This is a genomic window from Beduinella massiliensis (assembly GCF_900199405.1).
Lineage (GTDB): Bacteria > Bacillota > Clostridia > Christensenellales > Aristaeellaceae > Beduinella > Beduinella massiliensis.
Map to the genome: position 1 here is coordinate 886,737 of NZ_LT963430.1, position 18,431 is coordinate 905,167.

Here is an 18,431-nt window from a genome sequence, read left to right on the forward strand (position 1 = left end):
GGAGCCGGCGTTGCAAATTTCTTTCATCGCCAACAAAGCCCTGATGCGTATGCTGCAGCGTCCCGGCTCGATCTTGGCGAGGAGGTCCTCCGTCATCGGAACGCCAAACTTTTCTAACCGGTTTGCGGTCTTGCTTGGATAGATTCCAGTTTTGGGCTGGGGGACAAAAAGGTGAAGCAGGATACAAACGGGAAGGCGGCCCAAATCGCGCAAGCAGTTCAAAAACTTTTTTCCAAAGGCGCGGATGTGGGGCGGCAGCGAGGATGCGGCAAACCGGGCGCCCTGAGCCGCGCTATCGCGATGGTGCTGCCCGCTTTTTGCGCCTTGCGCGGGCCGCGAAAAAGGAGATGCAACGTTTCGCCGCGAATAACAAAAGGATGACAAAATGTGCGGGGGTCGGCGTATGCGGCGGACGAAAGAACGGAAGAACAGGGCGTTTGTGGACGGCGCGTCGATGGTGCTCGCCGCGACGGTGCTGCCGCTCATCGCCCTGCTGCTCTTTGGCAGCCTGTACTCGATCCGCGTATCCAACCAGCTGGTGGCGGAGTCCAACCGGCGCGTCGTCTCGCAGTGGGCGGAGCAGATCGACGAAAACCTGGAGATGATCGAACGCTTCCTCTCCGGCATCGTCTACATCGAGCCGGAGTTCAGCGTCATGGGCGGCGGGGAGAGCGAGCTGTCCGTGCACCTCGCCGCCTACGCGATCACCCAGCGGATGGAGACGGCGATGAACGCCTTTTCGCCCCTGGGGGCGGTCTTCCTGCTGAGCGAACAGGACGGCGCCTGGGCGGAGCGCTTCGCGGACGGCGGCTACACCTACGCCCAGCGCGAGCAGATGCGCAGGGCCGTGCGCGCGGGGGACGCGTGGAAGGAAAGCCCGGGCCGGTGGCAGGTGATCTCGGTGGAGGGACGCCCCATGCTCTCCTGCTGCTTCGGCCGCGCCGGGGCTTACATGGTCGCCCTATGCGACTTTAGCCGCCTGCTCACGGTGACGCAGGACGCCTACCACGTCTTTTTCGCGGACGAAGCGGGAAACGCCCTCACGAACGCCGAATGGGCGGCGCGCGAGGCCGTGCGCGTGGAGGCCGGGGAGGAGGCTTACGCCTTCACCGGGCGGGATGCGCGCTACCTGACCGTCTCCGAGCGGCTCGTCCGCGCGCCCGCGCGCGTGGTGCTCTCCGTGTCGAACGCGGGCTATTGGGACGGGCTCACGCCCGTGCAGGTCGGCCTGCTGGCGCTTTCCCTGCTGGCGGTGGGGGTGATCCCGCTGTCCCGCTGGTGGGTGCGCCGCTATCTGGGCCGGCCGCTGAACGACCTCTCCGAGGCCATGGGGCGCATCAAGCGCGGCGAGCTCCAGACGCAGATCACCCTCGACTACCCCACGCGCGAGCTGGAGCAGGTCAAGGACACGTTCAACGACATGATGGCCCAGATTCGCACGCTCAAGATCGAGGCCTACGAGCGCGAGATCGACCGCCAGCGCATCGAGCTGCAATACCTGCACTTGCAGCTCCGCCCGCACTTCTTCCTCAACTGCCTCAAGAGCGTGTACGCCTGCACGCAGCTCGGCCGCTACCAGCAGGCGCAGGAGATGATCCTTTCCATCTCCGATTACATCCGCTACCTCTTTCGCGACAACCTCAAGACCGTGACCCTGCGCGAGGAGCTGCGCTTCGTGCAGGATTACATGCGCATTCAGCAGATGAGCCGCGCGATGCCGCCCCAGTGCGAGCTTTGCGTGGACGAGGCGCTGCTGGAGCTGCGCATCCCGCCCTTTTCGGTGGAATCGTTCGTGGAAAACGCGGTCAAGCACCAGTGGAAGCCGGACCGCCAGCTCGCGGTCACGGTGCGCGCCGTGCTGCTGGAGGCGGAGGACGACCGCTACCTGGACATCACCGTGCACGACAACGGCGGCGGCTTCCCGCCGGACGTGCTCAGCCAGATCAACACGCTGCCGGGGGACATCTATCAGGAGCACCACGTGGGCTTGACGAACCTGCGCCACCGGCTCAGCCTCATCTACGGCGAGCGCGCGGTGCTCGCGTTCTACAACGACGCGGAGGGCGCGGTCTGCGAGGTCATCTGCCCGACGGGCGAAAACGAAAGAGATGAAGAGGGGGCGGCGACGTGAACGTGCTGATCGTGGACGACCTGTACGAGGTCGTCCAGGGCGTCGCGCAGGGGGTGAACTGGGCGTCCCTCGGCATCGAGCAGGTGCTGTGCGCCTACAGCGTGGAGGGGGCGCAGGAAATCCTTTCGCAATGCGAGGCGCAGCTGCTGCTGTGCGACATCGAGATGCCCCCGCGCAGCGGCTTTGAGCTGCTCGAATGGATGCGGGCGCGGGGCATGGAGACGGAGTGCATCTTCCTCTCGTCGCACGCGGAGTTCGAGTACGCGCAGACGGCGGTGAAGATGGGCAGCTTCGACTACATTTTGCAGCCCGCGCGCTACGAGGACATCGAGGCCGCGGTGCGCCGGGCGCTTTCGCGCATCGAGGAAAAGCGGCGCACGCGCGACGCCGCGCAGTACGGCCGCTACTGGCAGGAAAAGCGCGGCATGCTGGCGGACGCCTGCGTCACGCGGTTCCTGCGCGGCGGCGGCGCGGGGCTGGACGTCTTTCTGGAGGACATACGGCGGCTGGGCGTCGCGCTCTCGCGCACGACGGAGCTCTGCCCGGTGCTCGTGCAGCTCAACAGGCCCGTGCGCGAGGACGACGCGGAGGCGCTTCGCGCGCTGTTTTTCGAGCTGCTCTGGCGCAGCGAGCGCACGCTGCTGCTAACGCGCATGGACGAGGGCTGCATCCTCGCGCTGCTCTTCGGCGGCGACGTCGAGTGGGCGGAGGTCGTGCAGCCCCTGGGCGAGCTCACGGAGCGCTGGCAGGCGCAGGGGCGCGGCCCCTGCCCGGCGTGCTACGTCGGCAGCGTGGTGCTGCCGGATGCGCTCTACGCGCAGTGGAAGCTGCTCAGCGCGCGCATGCGCGACAACGTCGCGCGCTACAGCGGGGTGTTCGCGCCCTCGCAGCAGGAGGAGATCCGCCATTACGTCTACACCTTCCCGGACATGCGCCGCTGGGCGCGCGACCTGGCGGCGGGCGCGTGCGGCCAGGTGCGCGAGGAGGCGCTTTCCTACCTGCGCGAGCAGCGCGACCAGGGCAAGGTCAACGCGGAGTTCCTCGCCAAGTTCCATCAGGACTTTTTGCAGATGTTCTTCACCGCCGCGCAGGCGACCAAGCAGCGCGCGCACGACATCTTCTACGAGGCGTACCCCTTCAAGGACTTCCTGCAGGCCTACACCTCCTACGAAAAGATGGTCTCGCTGGTCCGCTTCGCGATGGACTACCTCGCCGGGCGCATCGAGCAGCCGCAGCGCGCCGATTCGCCCGTGGAGCAGGCCGTGCGCTACGTCCAGCAGAACATCGAAAAGGACCTGCGCCGCAGCGACGTGGCCGACGCCATCTTCCTGAACGGCGATTACCTCGCCCGGCTCTTCAAGAAGGAGCGCGGCGTTTCCCTGGGCGACTTCATCGTCTCGGAAAAGATGCGCGTGGCCTCCTCCCTGCTGTCGGGCACGAACATCCCGGTGAGCCTCGTCGCCTCCAAGGTCGGCTACTCCAACTTTTCCTACTTTTCGCAGGTCTTTAAGAAGCAGACGGGCATGGCCCCCGGCGAATACCGCCAGGCGCACCGGGGCGATAAGGGCGCCGCGGGGTTCATCCAGACGTAAAACGCCAAGAACGAAGACAATGCCTTGCGCGCGGTGCGGAGGAAGAGGCGCCTTTCGCCGGGCCACCAGGGGGACGGCCGCGCCCAAGGCGGTTATCAGAGGAGGAAAGAACCATGATCGAATTGCCCGAGGCCCTGACGCTCTCCCGGCAGCTTCAATCGGCCGTGGCGGGGAAGACCGTCGCCGCCGTGCTGCCGCCGACGCGCCCGCACAGGTTCTGCTTTTTTGACGGCGACCCGGCGGCCTATGACGCGGCCCTGCGCGGGCGCAGCGTCGTTTCCGCCGAGGGGTTCGGCATCTTCGTCGAGCTCCTGTTTTCGGAGGGGAAGCGCCTTTGCCTGAACGACGGGGTGAACGTGCGCCTCGTGCCGCGCCCGCGCGCGCCGGGGGACTATCAGCTTCTCCTTTGCTTTGAGGACGGCGACGCGCTCGTCTTTACGGTCGCGATGTACGGCAGCATCCTGCTGCACGAGGGCGGGCTGGACAATCCCTACTACGAGAAGAGCAGGCGCGCGGTTTCGCCCTTCTCGCCGGAGTTTGCGGCGCACTTTTGTTCCGTGCTCGCCGAGAGTCGCCCGACGCTCAGCGCCAAGGCGTTCCTGGCGACGGAGCAGCGCTTTCCGGGCATCGGCAACGGGACGCTGCAGGACATCCTGTTCGCCGCGCGCATTCACCCCAAGCGGAAGATCGCGAGCCTCACGGAGGACGAGCGGGAGCGCCTCGCCGCCTGCACCGCGTCGGTGCTGGGCGAGATGACGCGCCTGGGCGGGCGCGACACGGAGAAGGACCTCTTCGGGAATCCCGGCGGCTATCAAACGCGCATGAGCAAGCGCACGCTCGCGGGCGGCTGCCCCGCCTGCGGCGGCCCGATCACGAAGGAGGCGTACCTCGGCGGCGCGGTCTACTACTGCCCGCGCTGTCAGGGGCTGTGAGGTTGACAGGATCGGCTGTCGATCGCTGCACAGGCAGGACAGGCGCGTAGGCGGCTTTCTTCCGTATAAATAGCCGAAAGCTGCATAATCAGGGGCGGAATTGTGTCGGATATGGCGCAATTCCGCCGCTTTTTTTAGGCAGAAGTCGGAATTTGAATAATCGAGGTCTGAATATTTACAGAAATGTGTCCGCGCATGCGCTACAATACAGACAGACCTGAAACTTCAATCTTATTTGGAAAGGGTGTTTGCTACAATGAAAAAGTTGCTTGCGCGCCTGCTCGTGCTCGCGATGGCGGTCTCCATGACGGCGGTTTCCTTTGCGGGCGCCGCGCTCGCGGAAGACGACCTGCGCGAAAAGGACCTGGTGACGCTGGAGGTCGTGATGATGGCGTCCGCCGGCAAGGACGGTTCCGGCGATGTCGTGGACGCGATCAACGCGTATCTGGAGGAGAAGCTCAACATTCACATCAACCTCACCTTCATCAGCTACGGCAACTACACGCAGCAGACCAACCTGATGCTCTCCGCGGGCGAGGGAATCGACGTGTTCCCCGTCTACATGACCCCGCTGACGACGGTGGCCAACAACGGCCAAATCCTCCCGCTCAACGACCTGCTTGAGGCCTACGGCCAGGGCATCGTCGAGCAGATCGGCCAGGAGTTCATCGACTGCGGCAAGGTGGGCGACGAAATCTTCGGCCTCACCACGGGCCGCGACCTGGCCGCGTCCTACGGCTTTGAAATGCGCAAGGACATCTGCGACAAGTACGGCATCGACTACGAGAACATCACGACGCTCGAGCAGCTGCACGACGCGCTGGCGATCGTTCACGAGAACGAGCCGACCCTGGTCTGCGTCGTGCCCTCCAACGGCGAGCTCGTGCGCAACTGGGGCTGGGATCCGCTGGGCGACGCGAGCACCCCGCTGGGCGTGCTGATGGACATGGGCCAGAGCGACACGGTGGTCAATCTCTTTGAGACGGACTTCTACAAGGAATTCGTCACCACCATGCGCCAGTGGTACAACGAAGGCCTCATCATGGCGGACGCCGTCTCCAACACCGAGAGCGTCGGCACCATGATGGGCGCGGGCACCGCGTTCGGTGGCTTCATGAACCTCAAGCCCTACTTCAACGTACAGGAGACCACCAACTACGGCACCGAGATCGTCGTTTCCGAGATCGTGCCTGCCTACTCCTGCACCTCCAACGTCTCCATGGCGACCTGGGCGATCGCCAGCTCCACCGAGCATCCCGAGGCCTGCATGAAGCTGCTCAACCTCATGTACACGGACCCGGTGCTCGAAAACCTCATGATCTACGGCATCGAGGGCACGCACTACGTCGCCAAGGGCGACGCCAGCAACGGCCAGAAGATCATCGGCTATCCCGAGGGCATCGACGCCACCACCAGCGATTACCGCCCCTCCGGCGGATGGCTGTGGTGCAACCAGTTCATCGGCCACGTCTGGGAAGGCAACCCGGCCGACTACTGGGACGTGACCCGCGATTTCAACAATACCGCCGTCAAGTCCAACGCGTTCGGCTTCACCTGGGATTCCTCCAGCGTGCGCAACCAGGTGACCGCCTGCACGAACGTCATGCAGAAGTACCATCAGGCGCTCATGTGCGGCGCCGTCGACCCGGAGGAGACGCTCCCGAAGTTCAATCAGGAGCTGAAGGACGCGGGCATCGACGACATCATCGCTGACAAGCAGGCGCAGTACGACGCCTGGCGCGCCGAAAACGGCAAGTAAGACGCAGGGCAAAGCGGGGGTTCCGGGGATCGTCCCCGGGCCCCCTTCTGCCGCCGCCTCGGCGCCGTCCGGGTATGAAGCAAGAGAAAGGATGAACGCATATGACCGCAACCGCACCGTCTGCCAAAAAGAAAGCCTCCGTTGGCAACCGGATCAAGCGCTGCATTCCGATGTACCTGATGGCCTTGCCGGGGCTCGTGTACCTCATCATCAACAACTACATCCCGATGAGCGGCATCATCATCGCCTTTAAGAACGTCAACTGGCGCAAGGGCATTCTGGCGAGCCCCTGGGCGGGCTTTTCCAACTTCGAGTACCTCTTCAAGACGCGCGACGCCTGGACGATCACGCGCAATACCATCTGCTACAACCTGGTGTTCATCGTGCTGGGCACCGTGATGGCCATCGCCATCGCGATTTTGCTCAACGAGATTCGCTCCAAAAAGCTCAAGCAGGTCTATCAGACGGTCTTCCTGCTGCCGTACCTCATCTCCATCGTCGTGGTGAGCTATCTCGTGTTCGCGATGCTCTCCATCGACTCCGGCTTCATCAACAAGAGCGTTCTGGCCGCGCTGGGCAGGGACTCCATCGCCTGGTACACCGAGCCCAAGTACTGGCCTTTCATATTGGTCATCGTCTACCTTTGGAAGACGTTCGGCTACAACAGCATCATCTACTACGCGACGCTGGTGGGCGTGGATCACAGCTATTACGAGGCCGCGGCCATCGACGGCGCGACCCGCTGGCAGCAGATTCGCCACGTGACGCTGCCGGCCCTGACGCCCACGATCATCACGCTGACGCTGCTGTCCGTCGGCAAGATCTTCTATTCGGACTTCGGCCTCTTCTACCAGGTGCCGATGAATTCCGGCCCCCTGCTGGACGTGACGAACACCATCGACACCTACGTCTACCGCGGCCTGATCCAGCTCAACGACCTGGGCATGTCCTCCGCGGCGGGCGTGTACCAGAGCCTCGTCGGCTTCATCCTGGTGCTCGCGGCGAACAAGGTCGTCAGCCGCGTGGACAAGGACAACGCGCTGTTTTGATGGGAGGAGGATTTACGCATGGTTGAAAGAAAAAGCAGTTTTCAAATCGTCGCCAACATCTTCATGGTGCTGCTGGCGCTGTGCTGCATCTTCCCGTTCGCGCTGCTGGTCATGTCCTCGCTGACGGAGGAGAAGACGCTGATCCAGAACGGCTACTCGCTCTTCCCGGCCAAGTTCGGACTGGACAGCTACGCCTACATGTTCAAGAGCGGCTCCAGCATCGCCCGGGCCTACGGCGTCACGGTGTTCGTCACCGTCGCCGGCACGGTCAGCGGCATGCTGATGACGATGCTGCTGGCCTACCCGCTCTCGCGCAAGGAGTTCTTCGGCAGAAACGTCCTCGCGTTCATCGTCTTTTTTACGATGCTCTTCAACGGCGGCCTGGTGCCCACCTACATCATGTACACGCGCTACTTCCACCTGCGCAACACCCTCTGGGCGCTGATCGTGCCCTCGCTGCTGGTGAACGCGTTTTACGTCATCATGATGCGCACGTACTTCAACACCAACATCCCGGACGCGGTGGTCGAGGCGGCGCGCATCGACGGCGCGGGCGAGTGGCGCACGATGTTCCAGATCGTGCTGCCCATGAGCGTGCCGATGATCGCCACCCTCGCGCTGCTGATCGGCCTGAGCTACTGGAACGACTGGAAGAACGGCCTGTACTACCTCACCAAGAGCGAGCTGTTCTCCATTCAGAACATCCTCAACCGCATGCTCCAGGACGTGCAGTTCCTCAAGAGCGGCGCGGGCGGGGCCAACGCCAGCGAGATCGCGGCGACGCTGCCCAGCACGGGCATCAAGATGGCCATCGCGGTCGTCGGCGCGCTGCCGGTGATGATCATCTACCCCTTCTTCCAGAAGTTCTTCGTCAAGGGCATCACGATCGGCGCCGTCAAGGGCTGATCGCTCCGCCATAAGGAAAGGATGAGTCTCATGAAGGTCGGCATTCAGCTCTATTCCGTCAAGGACATGATCGCCAGGGACCCCGTCGCGGCGTTTGAAAAGGTCGCGCAGATCGGCTATAAGTGCTGGGAGGTCTGCCAGCTCTACGGCCGCACGGACATCGCCTACAACTACGGCCTGCAGATGCCCCCGCAGGAGGCCAAGGCGTTCGTCGCGTCCCTGGGCGTCACGGTCGTCGGCAGCCACCTCACCTACGAGCAGACGCAGGACGAGCAGTACCTCGAGGGTTACCTCTCCTACATGGAGGAGATCGGCTGCAAGGCGGCGGGCCTGGGCTCCAGCTACTTCCCCTACATGGACATGGAGGCCCTGAAGGCCCAGTGCGCGCACTTCAACCACGTCGGCGAGCGCTGCCGCGCGCACGGCATGAAGTTCTACTACCACAACCACTACCACGAATTCCAGAAGTTCGGGGACCGCACGGTCTACCAGCTCCTGATGGAAAACACCGATCCGAGCCTCGTGTGGTTCGAGCTGGACACCTACTGGGCGATGCGCGCGGGCATGGACCCCAAGGAGGTGCTGCGGGAGAACGCGGGCCGCATCCTCTTCATCCACCAGAAGGACTTCCCCAAGAACTTCCGCTCGCCCGCGAACCTGTACACCTACGCCGTCGATCCGCACGCGAACCTCGACCGCAGCGTCCTTCGCGGCGTGAGCGAGCCGGACGGCTTCGCGGAGGTCGGCACGGGCTGCATGGACATCCAAGGCATCCTCGACGCGGCGAACGAGGCGGGCGTGGAGTGCGTCATCCTCGAACAGGACCGCACCGCGCTCACCGAGGAGGAGAGCATCACCATCAGCATGAACGCCTTTAAGAAGTACAAGGGCCTCGAGTGGGCGTAAGCGGAGGAAGAACACGATGGAAAAGCTTAAGATCGGCGTCATCGGCTGCGGCGGCATCGCGAACGCCAAGCACCTGCCTTCCCTTTCCAAGCTGCCGGAGCTGTGCGAGATCGTCGCCTTCTGCGACCTGATCCCGCAGCGCGCGCAGGAGGCCGCCGAGAAGTACGGCGCGCCGGACGCGAAGACGTACACGGACTATCGCGGGCTGCTCGCGGACCCGAAGATCGACGTGGTGCACGTGCTGACCCCGAACGTCGCGCACTGCCAGATCACGATCGACGCCTTTGAAGCGGGCAAGCACGTGATGTGCGAGAAGCCCATGGCCCCGACCGCCGCGGACGCGCAGCGCATGATCGACGCCGCGCGCCGCGCGGGGAAGAAGTTCACCATCGGCTATCAGAACCGCTTCCGCGAGGACGCGCAGACGCTGTACAAGGCCTGCCGCCAGGGCGCGCTGGGCCATGTGTACTTCGCCAAGGCGCACGCCACGCGGCGCAAGGCGGTGCCGACCTGGGGCGTGTTCACCAACAAGGAGCTGCAGGGCGGCGGGTGCCTCATCGACATCGGCACGCACGCGCTGGATCTGACGCTCTGGTGCATGGACAATTACGAGCCCGAATCCGTCAGCGGCAGCGTCTACTACGAGCTGGGCAAGAACCCGGAGGGCAACAAGTTCGGCGATTGGGACCCGGAGACGTTCGACGTGGAGGACTCCGCGTTCGGCTACATCAAGATGAAGGACGGCGCGACGATCTTCCTGGAGTCCTCCTGGGCGCTCAACACCACGGATTTCAAGGAGGCGGCCTGCACGCTCTGCGGCACGCAGGGCGGCGCGGAGCTGCTGGTGGACGGCGCGCAGCGCACGGTGAAGTTCAACACCGCCAAGTACGGCCAGCTCATGGACGAGGAGATCGCGCCCAAGGGGCTCGTCTCCTACTACAGCGGCGAGTCGAAGGAGCCGGGCTATCTGGAAGCCAGGCAGTGGCTGCAAAGCATCCTGAACGATACGGAACCGCTGGTGCGCCCGGAGCAGGCGCTCGCCGTCACGCGCATCCTGGAGGCGATCTACCGGTCGTTTGAGGAAAAGCGCGAAGTGCGGTTTTAAGGACGCGTGAACGAAAGGGGCCCGCGGGGCAATCGATGAAGCGATTGCCCTGCGGGCTTTTTTGCGTCCGCGGAAAACGACGGCTTCAATCTGTCAGAAAATTGATAGGAATGTCACAAATGAAAGATTGAATTACGGAGTGCTTTTGCTAAAATGTAAATAGAAAAACACACAAGCGGCGCGAAATGGAGGGGTTCATATGAACGGAAGCGGTGTGCGCAGGCCCAAAAGGGCGGCGCGCGTGGGAAGGGAAATGCGAAAACATAAGGCGCTGTACTTCATGCTTTTGCCGGGCCTGATCTTCTTTCTGGTCTACCGCTATATCCCCATGTACGGCATCGTCATCGCTTTCAAGAAGTTTTCCATCGGCCGCGGCATCTGGGGCAGCAAGTGGGTGGGGCTGGAAAACTTCATGGACTTTTTTACGTCGCCCGTCTTCGACATGGTGATGATGAACACCGTCCTCATCAGCCTGTATAAGCTGGTCCTCTGTTTCCCTGCGCCCATCCTGCTCTCGCTCATGCTCAACGAGGTGCGCCGCAGGCGCTTTCAGAAGACGGTGCAGACGGTCGTGTGCCTGCCTTATTTCATCTCCTGGGTAGTGCTGGGGTCGATTGCCCTCGTCTTCTTCGCGCCCAAGACGGGCGTAGTGCCGATGCTTGCGCAGGCGCTCACCGGCGAATCGTTTAACGTCATGATGAACCCCAAGAGCTTCCGTGGCTTTCTGGTCTTTACCGAAATCTGGAAGGAGACGGGCTGGAGCGCCATCATCTATACCGCGGCGCTTGCCGGCATCAACGAAGAGCTGTACGAGGCGGCCCGTATCGACGGGGCGAATAAGGCGCAGGAGCTGCGCTATATCACCCTGCCGGGCATCGTCCCCGTCATCATGACCATGCTGATCCTGCGCGTCGGCCATATTCTGAACGCGGGCTTTGAGCAGGTGCTGATCCTTCAAAACGACATGGTGTACGAGGTCAGCGAGATCATCGACACCTACGTGTACAAGGTAGCGTTTCAGCAGGGCAATTACGGCATGTCCACCGCGGCGGGGCTGTTCAAGTCGCTGATCGGGCTGGTGCTGGTGGTTTCGACCAACAAGATCGCCGAACGGTTCGACCAGGGCGTCATTTAAGGAGGGATGAACATGCAGAAGGCGATACTCGCCCCCGGGCGCGCCCGCAGGCGCGCGCATCCCATGACCCTGCTCAACTATGCGCTGCTGTTCCTGACGGGCTTCGTCACCTTTTATCCGTTCTGGTACGTGCTCATGTACTCGCTGAGCACCTACCGCGAGGTGCTCGACGTCAAATTCCTGGTGCTGCCCGCCGGGTTCACGCTGGAAAACTATCAATACGTATTCGCGGACAAGTCGATGTACACCGGCGCGCTCAACAGCATCTTCGTCGCGGGCGTGGGCACCGTGCTCTCGCTCGCCGTAACCCTGCTGATGGCCTATCCCATGTGCAAGCGCATCCCCGGCATGCACGCGGTCTCCTTTCTGGTGTACTTTACGCTGCTGTTCGGCGGCGGCATGATCCCGACTTATCTCGTCGTCAAGGACACGGGGCTCATCAACTCCCTCTGGTCCCTCATCATACCGCAGCTCGTGAACCCCTTCTTCCTGTTCATCATGCGGGGGGCGATCCGGGAGATACCGGACAGCCTGTCGGAGTCCGCGCAGCTGGACGGGGCCTCGCAGGCGCGCATCCTGCTGCAAATCATCGTGCCGCTGTGCCTGCCTATGCTGGCCTCCATCGCCCTCTTTTACGCGGCGCGCTACTGGAACGCCTATTTCGACGCGCTGATCTACATCAGCAAGCCGGAGCGATGGACGATCCAGCTCGTCATCCGCAACATCATCTTCGCCCAGAATCCGGAGCTCAGCGGCGGGGCGATGGTCGCTTCCGAGTCTACGACCAGCGCGCGCACGCTGGAGACCGTGAAGATGGCGCTGCTGGTCGTGTCCGTCGTGCCGATCGCGGCGGTCTATCCCTTCCTGCAAAAGTACTTCAGCAAAGGCGTGATGGTCGGCGCGATCAAGAGCTGACAGGTTTTGAATCCAGCGGAAAGGAGGCGTCAAGGATCTCGGTGTAACCGCCCCGGTCCGAAGCGGCCGGAAGGCAGGGCGGCCGGAAGGCCGGCCTGCGACGCGCAGACGAATCATTCCCCGGCGACAAAAAGGAGAGAACGAGATGAAAAAGTATTTGGCAGCGGTTCTGACGCTGACGCTGCTGGCGGGCCTTGCCCTGTGCGTGCCCGCCGCGCTGGCAGAGACGAATCCCGATTGGCCGACCCTGCACATCATCGCCCGCAAGCTGGGCGAGGGCGATCCGGACAACCCCATTTTGCCCCTGCTGGAGCAGGCGATCGAATGCAACATCGAGGTCGACTGGCGCGCGCCGAGCGATTATGGGCAGCAGTGCCAGGTGATCCTGGCTTCCGGCGATTACCCGGACATGATGGAGGTCTGGTGGTCCAACCCGCCGGGAGACTTCGACGACTTCGCCTACAGCGGCAGCATCCTCGCGCTGGACGACCTGATCGAGCAATACGGGCAGGAAATCCTCAAGGTGCGCCCGGAGGAAACGTGGTGGCGCTACGCGGAGGACGGCAAGATTTACGCCATACCGGCGCGCTACGCGGAGATGGCGGACGAGACGTTCCTCATCCGCCAGGACTGGCTGGACAACCTGGGGCTTCAAATGCCGACGACCCTGGATGAGCTCGAAGAGGTCATCCGGCAGTTTACGGTATCGGACCCGGACGGCAACGGCAAGGACGACACCTACGGCGTCGGCATGGCGGGCGGCTACGAGACGGACAAGCTCTGGCTGGGCGCGTACGGCGTGGCGCGCGGCCAATGGAACGTGCGCGAGGACGGCTCCCTTGTCTGGTGGGGCGTCATGCCGGAGGCGTTTGAGGCCATTCTGCGCGTGCGCGCGCTGTATCAGGCGGGCTACATCGAGCCTGAGTACCCGCTCATGCAGCGTTCCGAGATGATCGCGGGCATGTCCCAGAACAAGTACGGCATGCATTGGTGGCAGCCGACGCAGATGACGGTCGCGACCAGCGACTTCTGGCGCGAGTTTACCCAGAGCGTGCCGGAGGCGAAGATCGCGGTGCTGCCGCCCATCGCCGCAGAGGGCGTGAAAGCGCCCGTATACCCCGGCGTGGCTTCCCTGCAGTTTATCAATCAGATCATCTTCGCGGATAGCGAGCACCCCGAAAAGTGCGTGCAGCTGCTGAACTATCTGGCCACGCAGGAGGGCAGCGAGCTGGCGGCCTTCGGCATCAAGGGCGAGCATTGGGACGAGGTGGACGGCCAGGTCGTCATGCGCGAGATGTCGACGGAGGATTACAAGAAGTCGGGCGCCGGGCTGTACGCCTGGATGTGCCGCCCGGGCTATTACCTGCGCAACACCGACCCGCTGGCCATGGAGGCCATCGAGACGTACAACCCTTATATCGTGCGCAACCCCATGCCCTATTCAACCGAGATTGAGATCAAGAAGGGAACGGCCCTCAAGAACGACCTGACGAACAGCGTGTTTACCAAGCTGATCATCGAAAAGGACATCGACCCCAAGGCGGTTTGGGACGAATACGTCGAAAAGTGGAACGCCACCGGCGGCAGGGAAATGACGGAACAGGTGAACGCGGAATACGAGAAGCTGCGGAGCAGCAAGTAAAACGGCGCGGCGCCGGAAGCGGGCTTCCGGCGTCCTCGCCATCTCAGGAGGGAAAACTCATGCGGCTTTATAACGGCATCGAGCTGCCGGAGGCGTGGCCCCCGCGCTATGCGCAGAGCTCTATGGTGACGCCCCAGCCCGTCCCGTATTTGAAAGCGCCGCCCAGGCACATCTGCATCGACATCGGACGGCAGCTCTTTGTGGACGACTTTTTGATCGAGCAGACCGACATGCGCCGGGAATATCACCGGGCGGAGTACGTTCAGGATGGCCCCGTCTTCTTTCCGCAGACGGAGCTGGAGATGAACGGCGGCTTCGCGCCCATGGCCTGCCCGTTTAATGACGGCATCGTCTACGACCCGGAGGATCGCCTCTTCAAGATGTGGTATCACGCGGGCTTCTTCGACGGCACCGCCTACGCGCAGAGCGAGGACGGCATTCACTGGACGCGCCTGTCGGAGCTCAGGCCCGGAAGCGACGGGCGCGTGATTCCCGCAAGGCCCGGCTGGCAGCGGGATGGCGCGAGCGTGTGGCTCGATCACGACGAAACCGATCGCACCAAGCGATTTAAGATGTTTGTCTTTTACCGGGAATATCAGGAAAAGGATCGCTTCTATTACGCCATGAAGTCGCGTACGCAGACGGGCGAACATCCGGTGCTTTACGCCTCCGAAAACGGGATTGACTGGCGTGAAATGGGAGAAACCGGTCCCTGCGGGGACAATACGGACTTCTTCTACAATCCCTTCCGTAAGAAGTATTGCTTCAGCATCAGAAAGAATACGCCGGTTGACCCGAGAGTGCGGGCGCGCTATTATTACGAGAACGAAGATTTTTACAGCGCGCATTGGGACGAGGAGGAGCCGGTCTTTTGGGATCGGTGCAGCCTGCAGGACGAGGCTGACCCGGCGCTGGGGCACCCACCGCAGCTCTACAACCTGGACGCGGTGGCGTACGAGAGCCTCATGCTGGGCGCGTACCACATCTTCCTGGGGCCGCCCAACGGCGTCTGCCGCCAGACGAGGCGTCCGAAGATCATGGACGTCAAGTTCGGCTTCAGCCGCGACGGCTTTCACTTCGACCGGAGCGACAACCTGCCGTTTCTCACCTCCTCTCGCGTCACGGGCCGGTGGGACTATGGGTACCTGCACACGCATTCCGGCCTGCTTACGGTCGTGGGGGACAGGCTGTACTTCCACTTTTCCGCCTGGTCGGGCGTGTCGCCCGTGCTGGGCATGGACATGTACGCAGGCGGAAGCGTCGGCCTGGGGACGATGCGCCGCGACGGCTTCGTCTCGATGGAGGCGGGGGAGACGCCCTGCTCGCTGACGACCCGCGCGCTGGTTACGCCCCATCCCTACCTGTTTGTCAACGCGGACTGCCCGCAGGGCGAGCTCGCGGTCGAGGTGCTGGACGAGGCGGGGCGCGTGGTCGAACCCTTTACGCGCGAAAACTGCCGCGCCGTGCACGCAGATTCCTGCCGCCAGCGGATCACCTGGGCAGGTGCGGAGCACGTCGGCGCGCTCGGCGGAAAGCCGTTCAGGTTGCGCTTTACGATGAGCAGGGGGGCGCTTTACGCCTTCTGGTTGAGCCCGACGGAGCGCGGAAACAGCCTGGGCTACATGGGCGCGGGCGGCCCGGGGTTCAGCGGGGGCAGGGATCTGTAAGGAAGCGCCCTGCGGGGCGAAAGCGGAAAAGGCGAGGGAGGCGGAGGCCGTGCTGAGCATGCTGATCGTGGACGACGCGGACATGGAGCGCAGCGGTATCCGCTTCCTCGTTCAGAAGTACGAAATGCCCCTTCAGCTTTATGAGGCGTGCGATGGGGAGGAAGCGCTGCGCATCCTCGGGCGCACGCATATCGACATCCTCTTTACGGACATCAAGATGCCGCGCATGGACGGCATTCAGCTCGCCACCAACGCGCGCATGCTGTATCCGGAGCTGTACATCATCTTCTGCTCGGCCTACGGCGAGTTCGAGTACGCGCAAAAGGCCGTCTCGCTGCGGGCGAGCTGCTACCTCCTGCGGCCCGTGCGGGTGGAGGAATTCGTAAAGACCCTTACCGACGTCGCAGCGCAGTGCGAGCGCGAGCAGGCGCTCATCAGCAGCGTGGCGAAGCTGTGGGAAAAGAAAGTCATCAGCGAGCCGCAGAGCCGCGACGTGCTGATGGAGCTGATCGCCTCTTCCCGTCTGCGGGGAAAGGCGGGAAGGGGCGGCGACGGCCTGGTGGACGGCGTGCGGGCGATCGTGGAGGAGCGCTTCGCGCAGGACCTTTGCGTGGACGACATCGCGCAGTCCCTTCACCTTTCCGCCGGGCACCTGTGCCGTTCGTTTAAGAAGGAGACGGGCGTCAGCCTGATGCAGTTCGTGACGTTCTATCGTCTGGAGCGGGCAAAGGACCTGCTGCTGCAGACGGATTTCAAGATCGAGGAGATCGCCCACATGACCGGATTTCAGAGCGCCTCCTATTTCGGCATGGTCTTCAAGCGGGAGCTCAACACGACGCCGGGCGCGTTTCGTGAAAGAGGGAAGCAGGGATGAAAGCAGCAAGCAGGGAACCGCGCGCACGTTTTTTCGTCAACCTCTCCTTTCGCAGAAAGCTGATCCTCACCTACCTGATCGTGCTGCTGATCCCGGTGGCGATTTTCGGCGGCGCGGCCTACGAGGTGACGCGCGCGCGTTATCTGGAGCAGGCGATTCAGAACGTCAACATTCAGGTGGACGAGCAGGCGGACAAGATCGACAGCCGCATCGAGCAGGCGGAGCAGGCGCTCTACTCCTTCGCGCTCGACAAGCGGATGATCTCCTCCCTGCAGCGCGAGTACGAGAGTTTTTACGCGTTCGTGGAGGAATATACGGACAGCATCGCCCCGGCCTTCACGATCGGCAGCAAGCTCAACCCCAACCTGGTCGGCTGGCGGCTTTACACGAACGGCCCCCTTTCGGCCTATGGAGCGCTCGTGACGCCGGTCGAAAGGGTCGAGGAGGAGCCGTGGTTTCAGGCGCTCATGGCTCGCAAGGGCACCGTATGGCATGTGCAGGACGGGCTGATGAACGCGAGCGTCTGGCAGGTCTGCGTCTTCAACCCCAGGCTGATCAACGTCATTCAGTTTCGTTTCGACCTGGAGGCGATGTTTGCGGACACGGAGCTGAGCGCCGTCGACCATGCGCTGCAGGTGCGCGACGCCGCAGGGCGGGTCGTCTACGGACAGGGCGGCTTCGGCGGCCCGCTGGAGCCGGACATGCGGGGAACGGAGATCGACATGCAGGGCGAACGTACTGCCGTCTTTTCCCGTTCCCTCGCGCCCGCGGGCTGGCGGCTTTGCTACTTCGTGCCCAGCAGCCAGCTCAGCTTCGGAAGCGCGCTGCTGGTCGTCCTGATGGCCGCGCTCCTGGCGCTGACGGTGCTGCTCGCCGGTGCGGGCGTCATCTTTTCCAGGACGCTGATTCACCGCATGGAGAGCCTGAACGCGAAGGTAAAGCGGGCGGCCTGCGCGGACTCCGCCCTGGAGCTGCGCACGGATGCGCGCGACGAGATCGGCGAGCTCTCCAACTCGGTGGCCGCAATGCTGGAGGAAAGCCGCCGCCTGACGAGGAAGATGTACGAGAGCAAGCTGGCGCTGCGCGAGGCGGAGCTGACCGCGCTTCAGGCGCAGATCAAGCCGCACTTCCTCTACAACAGCCTATCGCTCATCAACTGGCACGCCATCCGCATCGACAACGCGGAGATCTCTGAAATCGCGCTCATGCTCTGCCAGTTCTACCGCACCATGCTCAACCACGGACAGACGTTTATCCGCGTGCGGGAGGAATGGATGAACGTCGAGGCATACCTCGCCATCCAGCAGATGTTTCACAACCATCGCCTCAGCATCGAGGCATCGCTCAGCCCGGAGGCGGAGGAGTGCCTGATTCCGCATTTCATCGTGCAGCCCCTCGTCGAGAACGCCATCGAGCACGGCGTGGACAAAAAGAAGAGCAAGGAAGGCGCGCTTCGTCTCTCCTGCCGGCTCGAGGGGGACGCGATCCTCTGGCAGGTGGAGGACGACGGCCCCGGCTTTGTGCAGGAGGACCCGCAAAGCGCCATCCACCATAAGACACAGGGGTACGGCCTGGGCAGCGTGGACGACCGGCTGCGCATCCTCTACGGCAGCCGTTACCGCATTCTTTTGGAGAACCGGCCGCAGGGCGGCGCACGGGTGACGCTGAGCCTTCCGCGGCAGGCGGGAGGGGACCCGTAAAACGATCGGGCCCGGAATTTTTACCGGGCTGCCTCTGGACATCGACTTTGTCGACAGCCTCGTGCAAAATGAAGGTTCATTTTGCACGAATGTAACGGGGATGTTTTCCTCCGCAAAT

Annotated in this window: 14 protein-coding genes; all 14 read left to right on the plus strand. The window is 63.0% G+C overall.

What is annotated here, in order from left to right; translation table 11 throughout:
* The first annotated feature begins 403 nt into the window (after positions 1-403).
* Positions 404-2,131 carry a sensor histidine kinase gene (locus C1725_RS04635; protein ID WP_346026347.1) on the plus strand — a complete coding sequence of 576 codons (1,728 nt, stop codon included), beginning with the start codon at positions 404-406 and terminating at the stop codon, positions 2,129-2,131.
* The gene (locus C1725_RS04640) at positions 2,128-3,723 is read left to right on the plus strand and encodes a response regulator (protein WP_102410503.1); all 1,596 of its coding nucleotides are present in this window, start codon (positions 2,128-2,130) and stop codon (positions 3,721-3,723) included. The genes C1725_RS04635 and C1725_RS04640 overlap by 4 nt, the downstream gene beginning before the upstream one ends.
* A 113-nt stretch (positions 3,724-3,836) precedes the next feature.
* A complete protein-coding gene (locus C1725_RS04645) occupies positions 3,837-4,655 on the plus strand; it encodes an endonuclease VIII (protein ID WP_102410504.1) in 819 nt (272 codons plus the stop codon).
* A gap of 256 nt (positions 4,656-4,911) precedes the next feature.
* Positions 4,912-6,414 (plus strand): extracellular solute-binding protein, encoded by a 1,503-nt coding sequence (locus C1725_RS04650; RefSeq protein ID WP_102410505.1) that lies wholly within the window; start codon positions 4,912-4,914, stop codon positions 6,412-6,414.
* Between the two features lie 101 nt (positions 6,415-6,515).
* Positions 6,516-7,463, plus strand: coding sequence for an ABC transporter permease subunit (locus tag C1725_RS04655; RefSeq protein ID WP_102410506.1), 948 nt, complete (start codon positions 6,516-6,518; stop codon positions 7,461-7,463).
* A gap of 18 nt (positions 7,464-7,481) precedes the next feature.
* Positions 7,482-8,369, plus strand: coding sequence for an ABC transporter permease subunit (locus tag C1725_RS04660; RefSeq protein WP_102410507.1), 888 nt, complete (start codon positions 7,482-7,484; stop codon positions 8,367-8,369).
* A 30-nt stretch (positions 8,370-8,399) separates the two neighbouring features.
* Positions 8,400-9,275 carry a sugar phosphate isomerase/epimerase family protein gene (locus C1725_RS04665; protein WP_346026348.1) on the plus strand — a complete coding sequence of 292 codons (876 nt, stop codon included), beginning with the start codon at positions 8,400-8,402 and terminating at the stop codon, positions 9,273-9,275.
* A 16-nt stretch (positions 9,276-9,291) separates the two neighbouring features.
* Entirely contained in the window at positions 9,292-10,380 is a 1,089-nt protein-coding gene (locus tag C1725_RS04670) for a Gfo/Idh/MocA family oxidoreductase (protein ID WP_102410509.1), read from the plus strand.
* A gap of 199 nt (positions 10,381-10,579) precedes the next feature.
* On the plus strand, positions 10,580-11,515 hold the full coding sequence (locus C1725_RS04675; protein ID WP_102410510.1) for an ABC transporter permease subunit: 936 nt from the start codon (positions 10,580-10,582) through the stop codon (positions 11,513-11,515).
* A 12-nt stretch (positions 11,516-11,527) separates the two neighbouring features.
* Positions 11,528-12,430 (plus strand): carbohydrate ABC transporter permease, encoded by a 903-nt coding sequence (locus C1725_RS04680; protein WP_346026349.1) that lies wholly within the window; start codon positions 11,528-11,530, stop codon positions 12,428-12,430.
* Between the two features lie 145 nt (positions 12,431-12,575).
* A complete protein-coding gene (locus tag C1725_RS04685) occupies positions 12,576-14,072 on the plus strand; it encodes an extracellular solute-binding protein (protein ID WP_102410512.1) in 1,497 nt (498 codons plus the stop codon).
* 59 nt (positions 14,073-14,131) lie between these two features.
* On the plus strand, positions 14,132-15,739 hold the full coding sequence (locus tag C1725_RS04690) for a glycoside hydrolase family protein (RefSeq protein WP_102410513.1): 1,608 nt from the start codon (positions 14,132-14,134) through the stop codon (positions 15,737-15,739).
* Positions 15,740-15,797: 58 nt separating this feature from the next.
* Entirely contained in the window at positions 15,798-16,613 is an 816-nt protein-coding gene (locus C1725_RS04695) for a helix-turn-helix domain-containing protein (protein WP_346026867.1), read from the plus strand.
* Complete coding sequence (locus tag C1725_RS04700) at positions 16,610-18,313, plus strand: histidine kinase (protein WP_102410515.1); 1,704 nt, start codon at positions 16,610-16,612, stop codon at positions 18,311-18,313. The genes C1725_RS04695 and C1725_RS04700 overlap by 4 nt, the downstream gene beginning before the upstream one ends.
* The last annotated feature ends 118 nt before the right edge of the window (positions 18,314-18,431 follow it).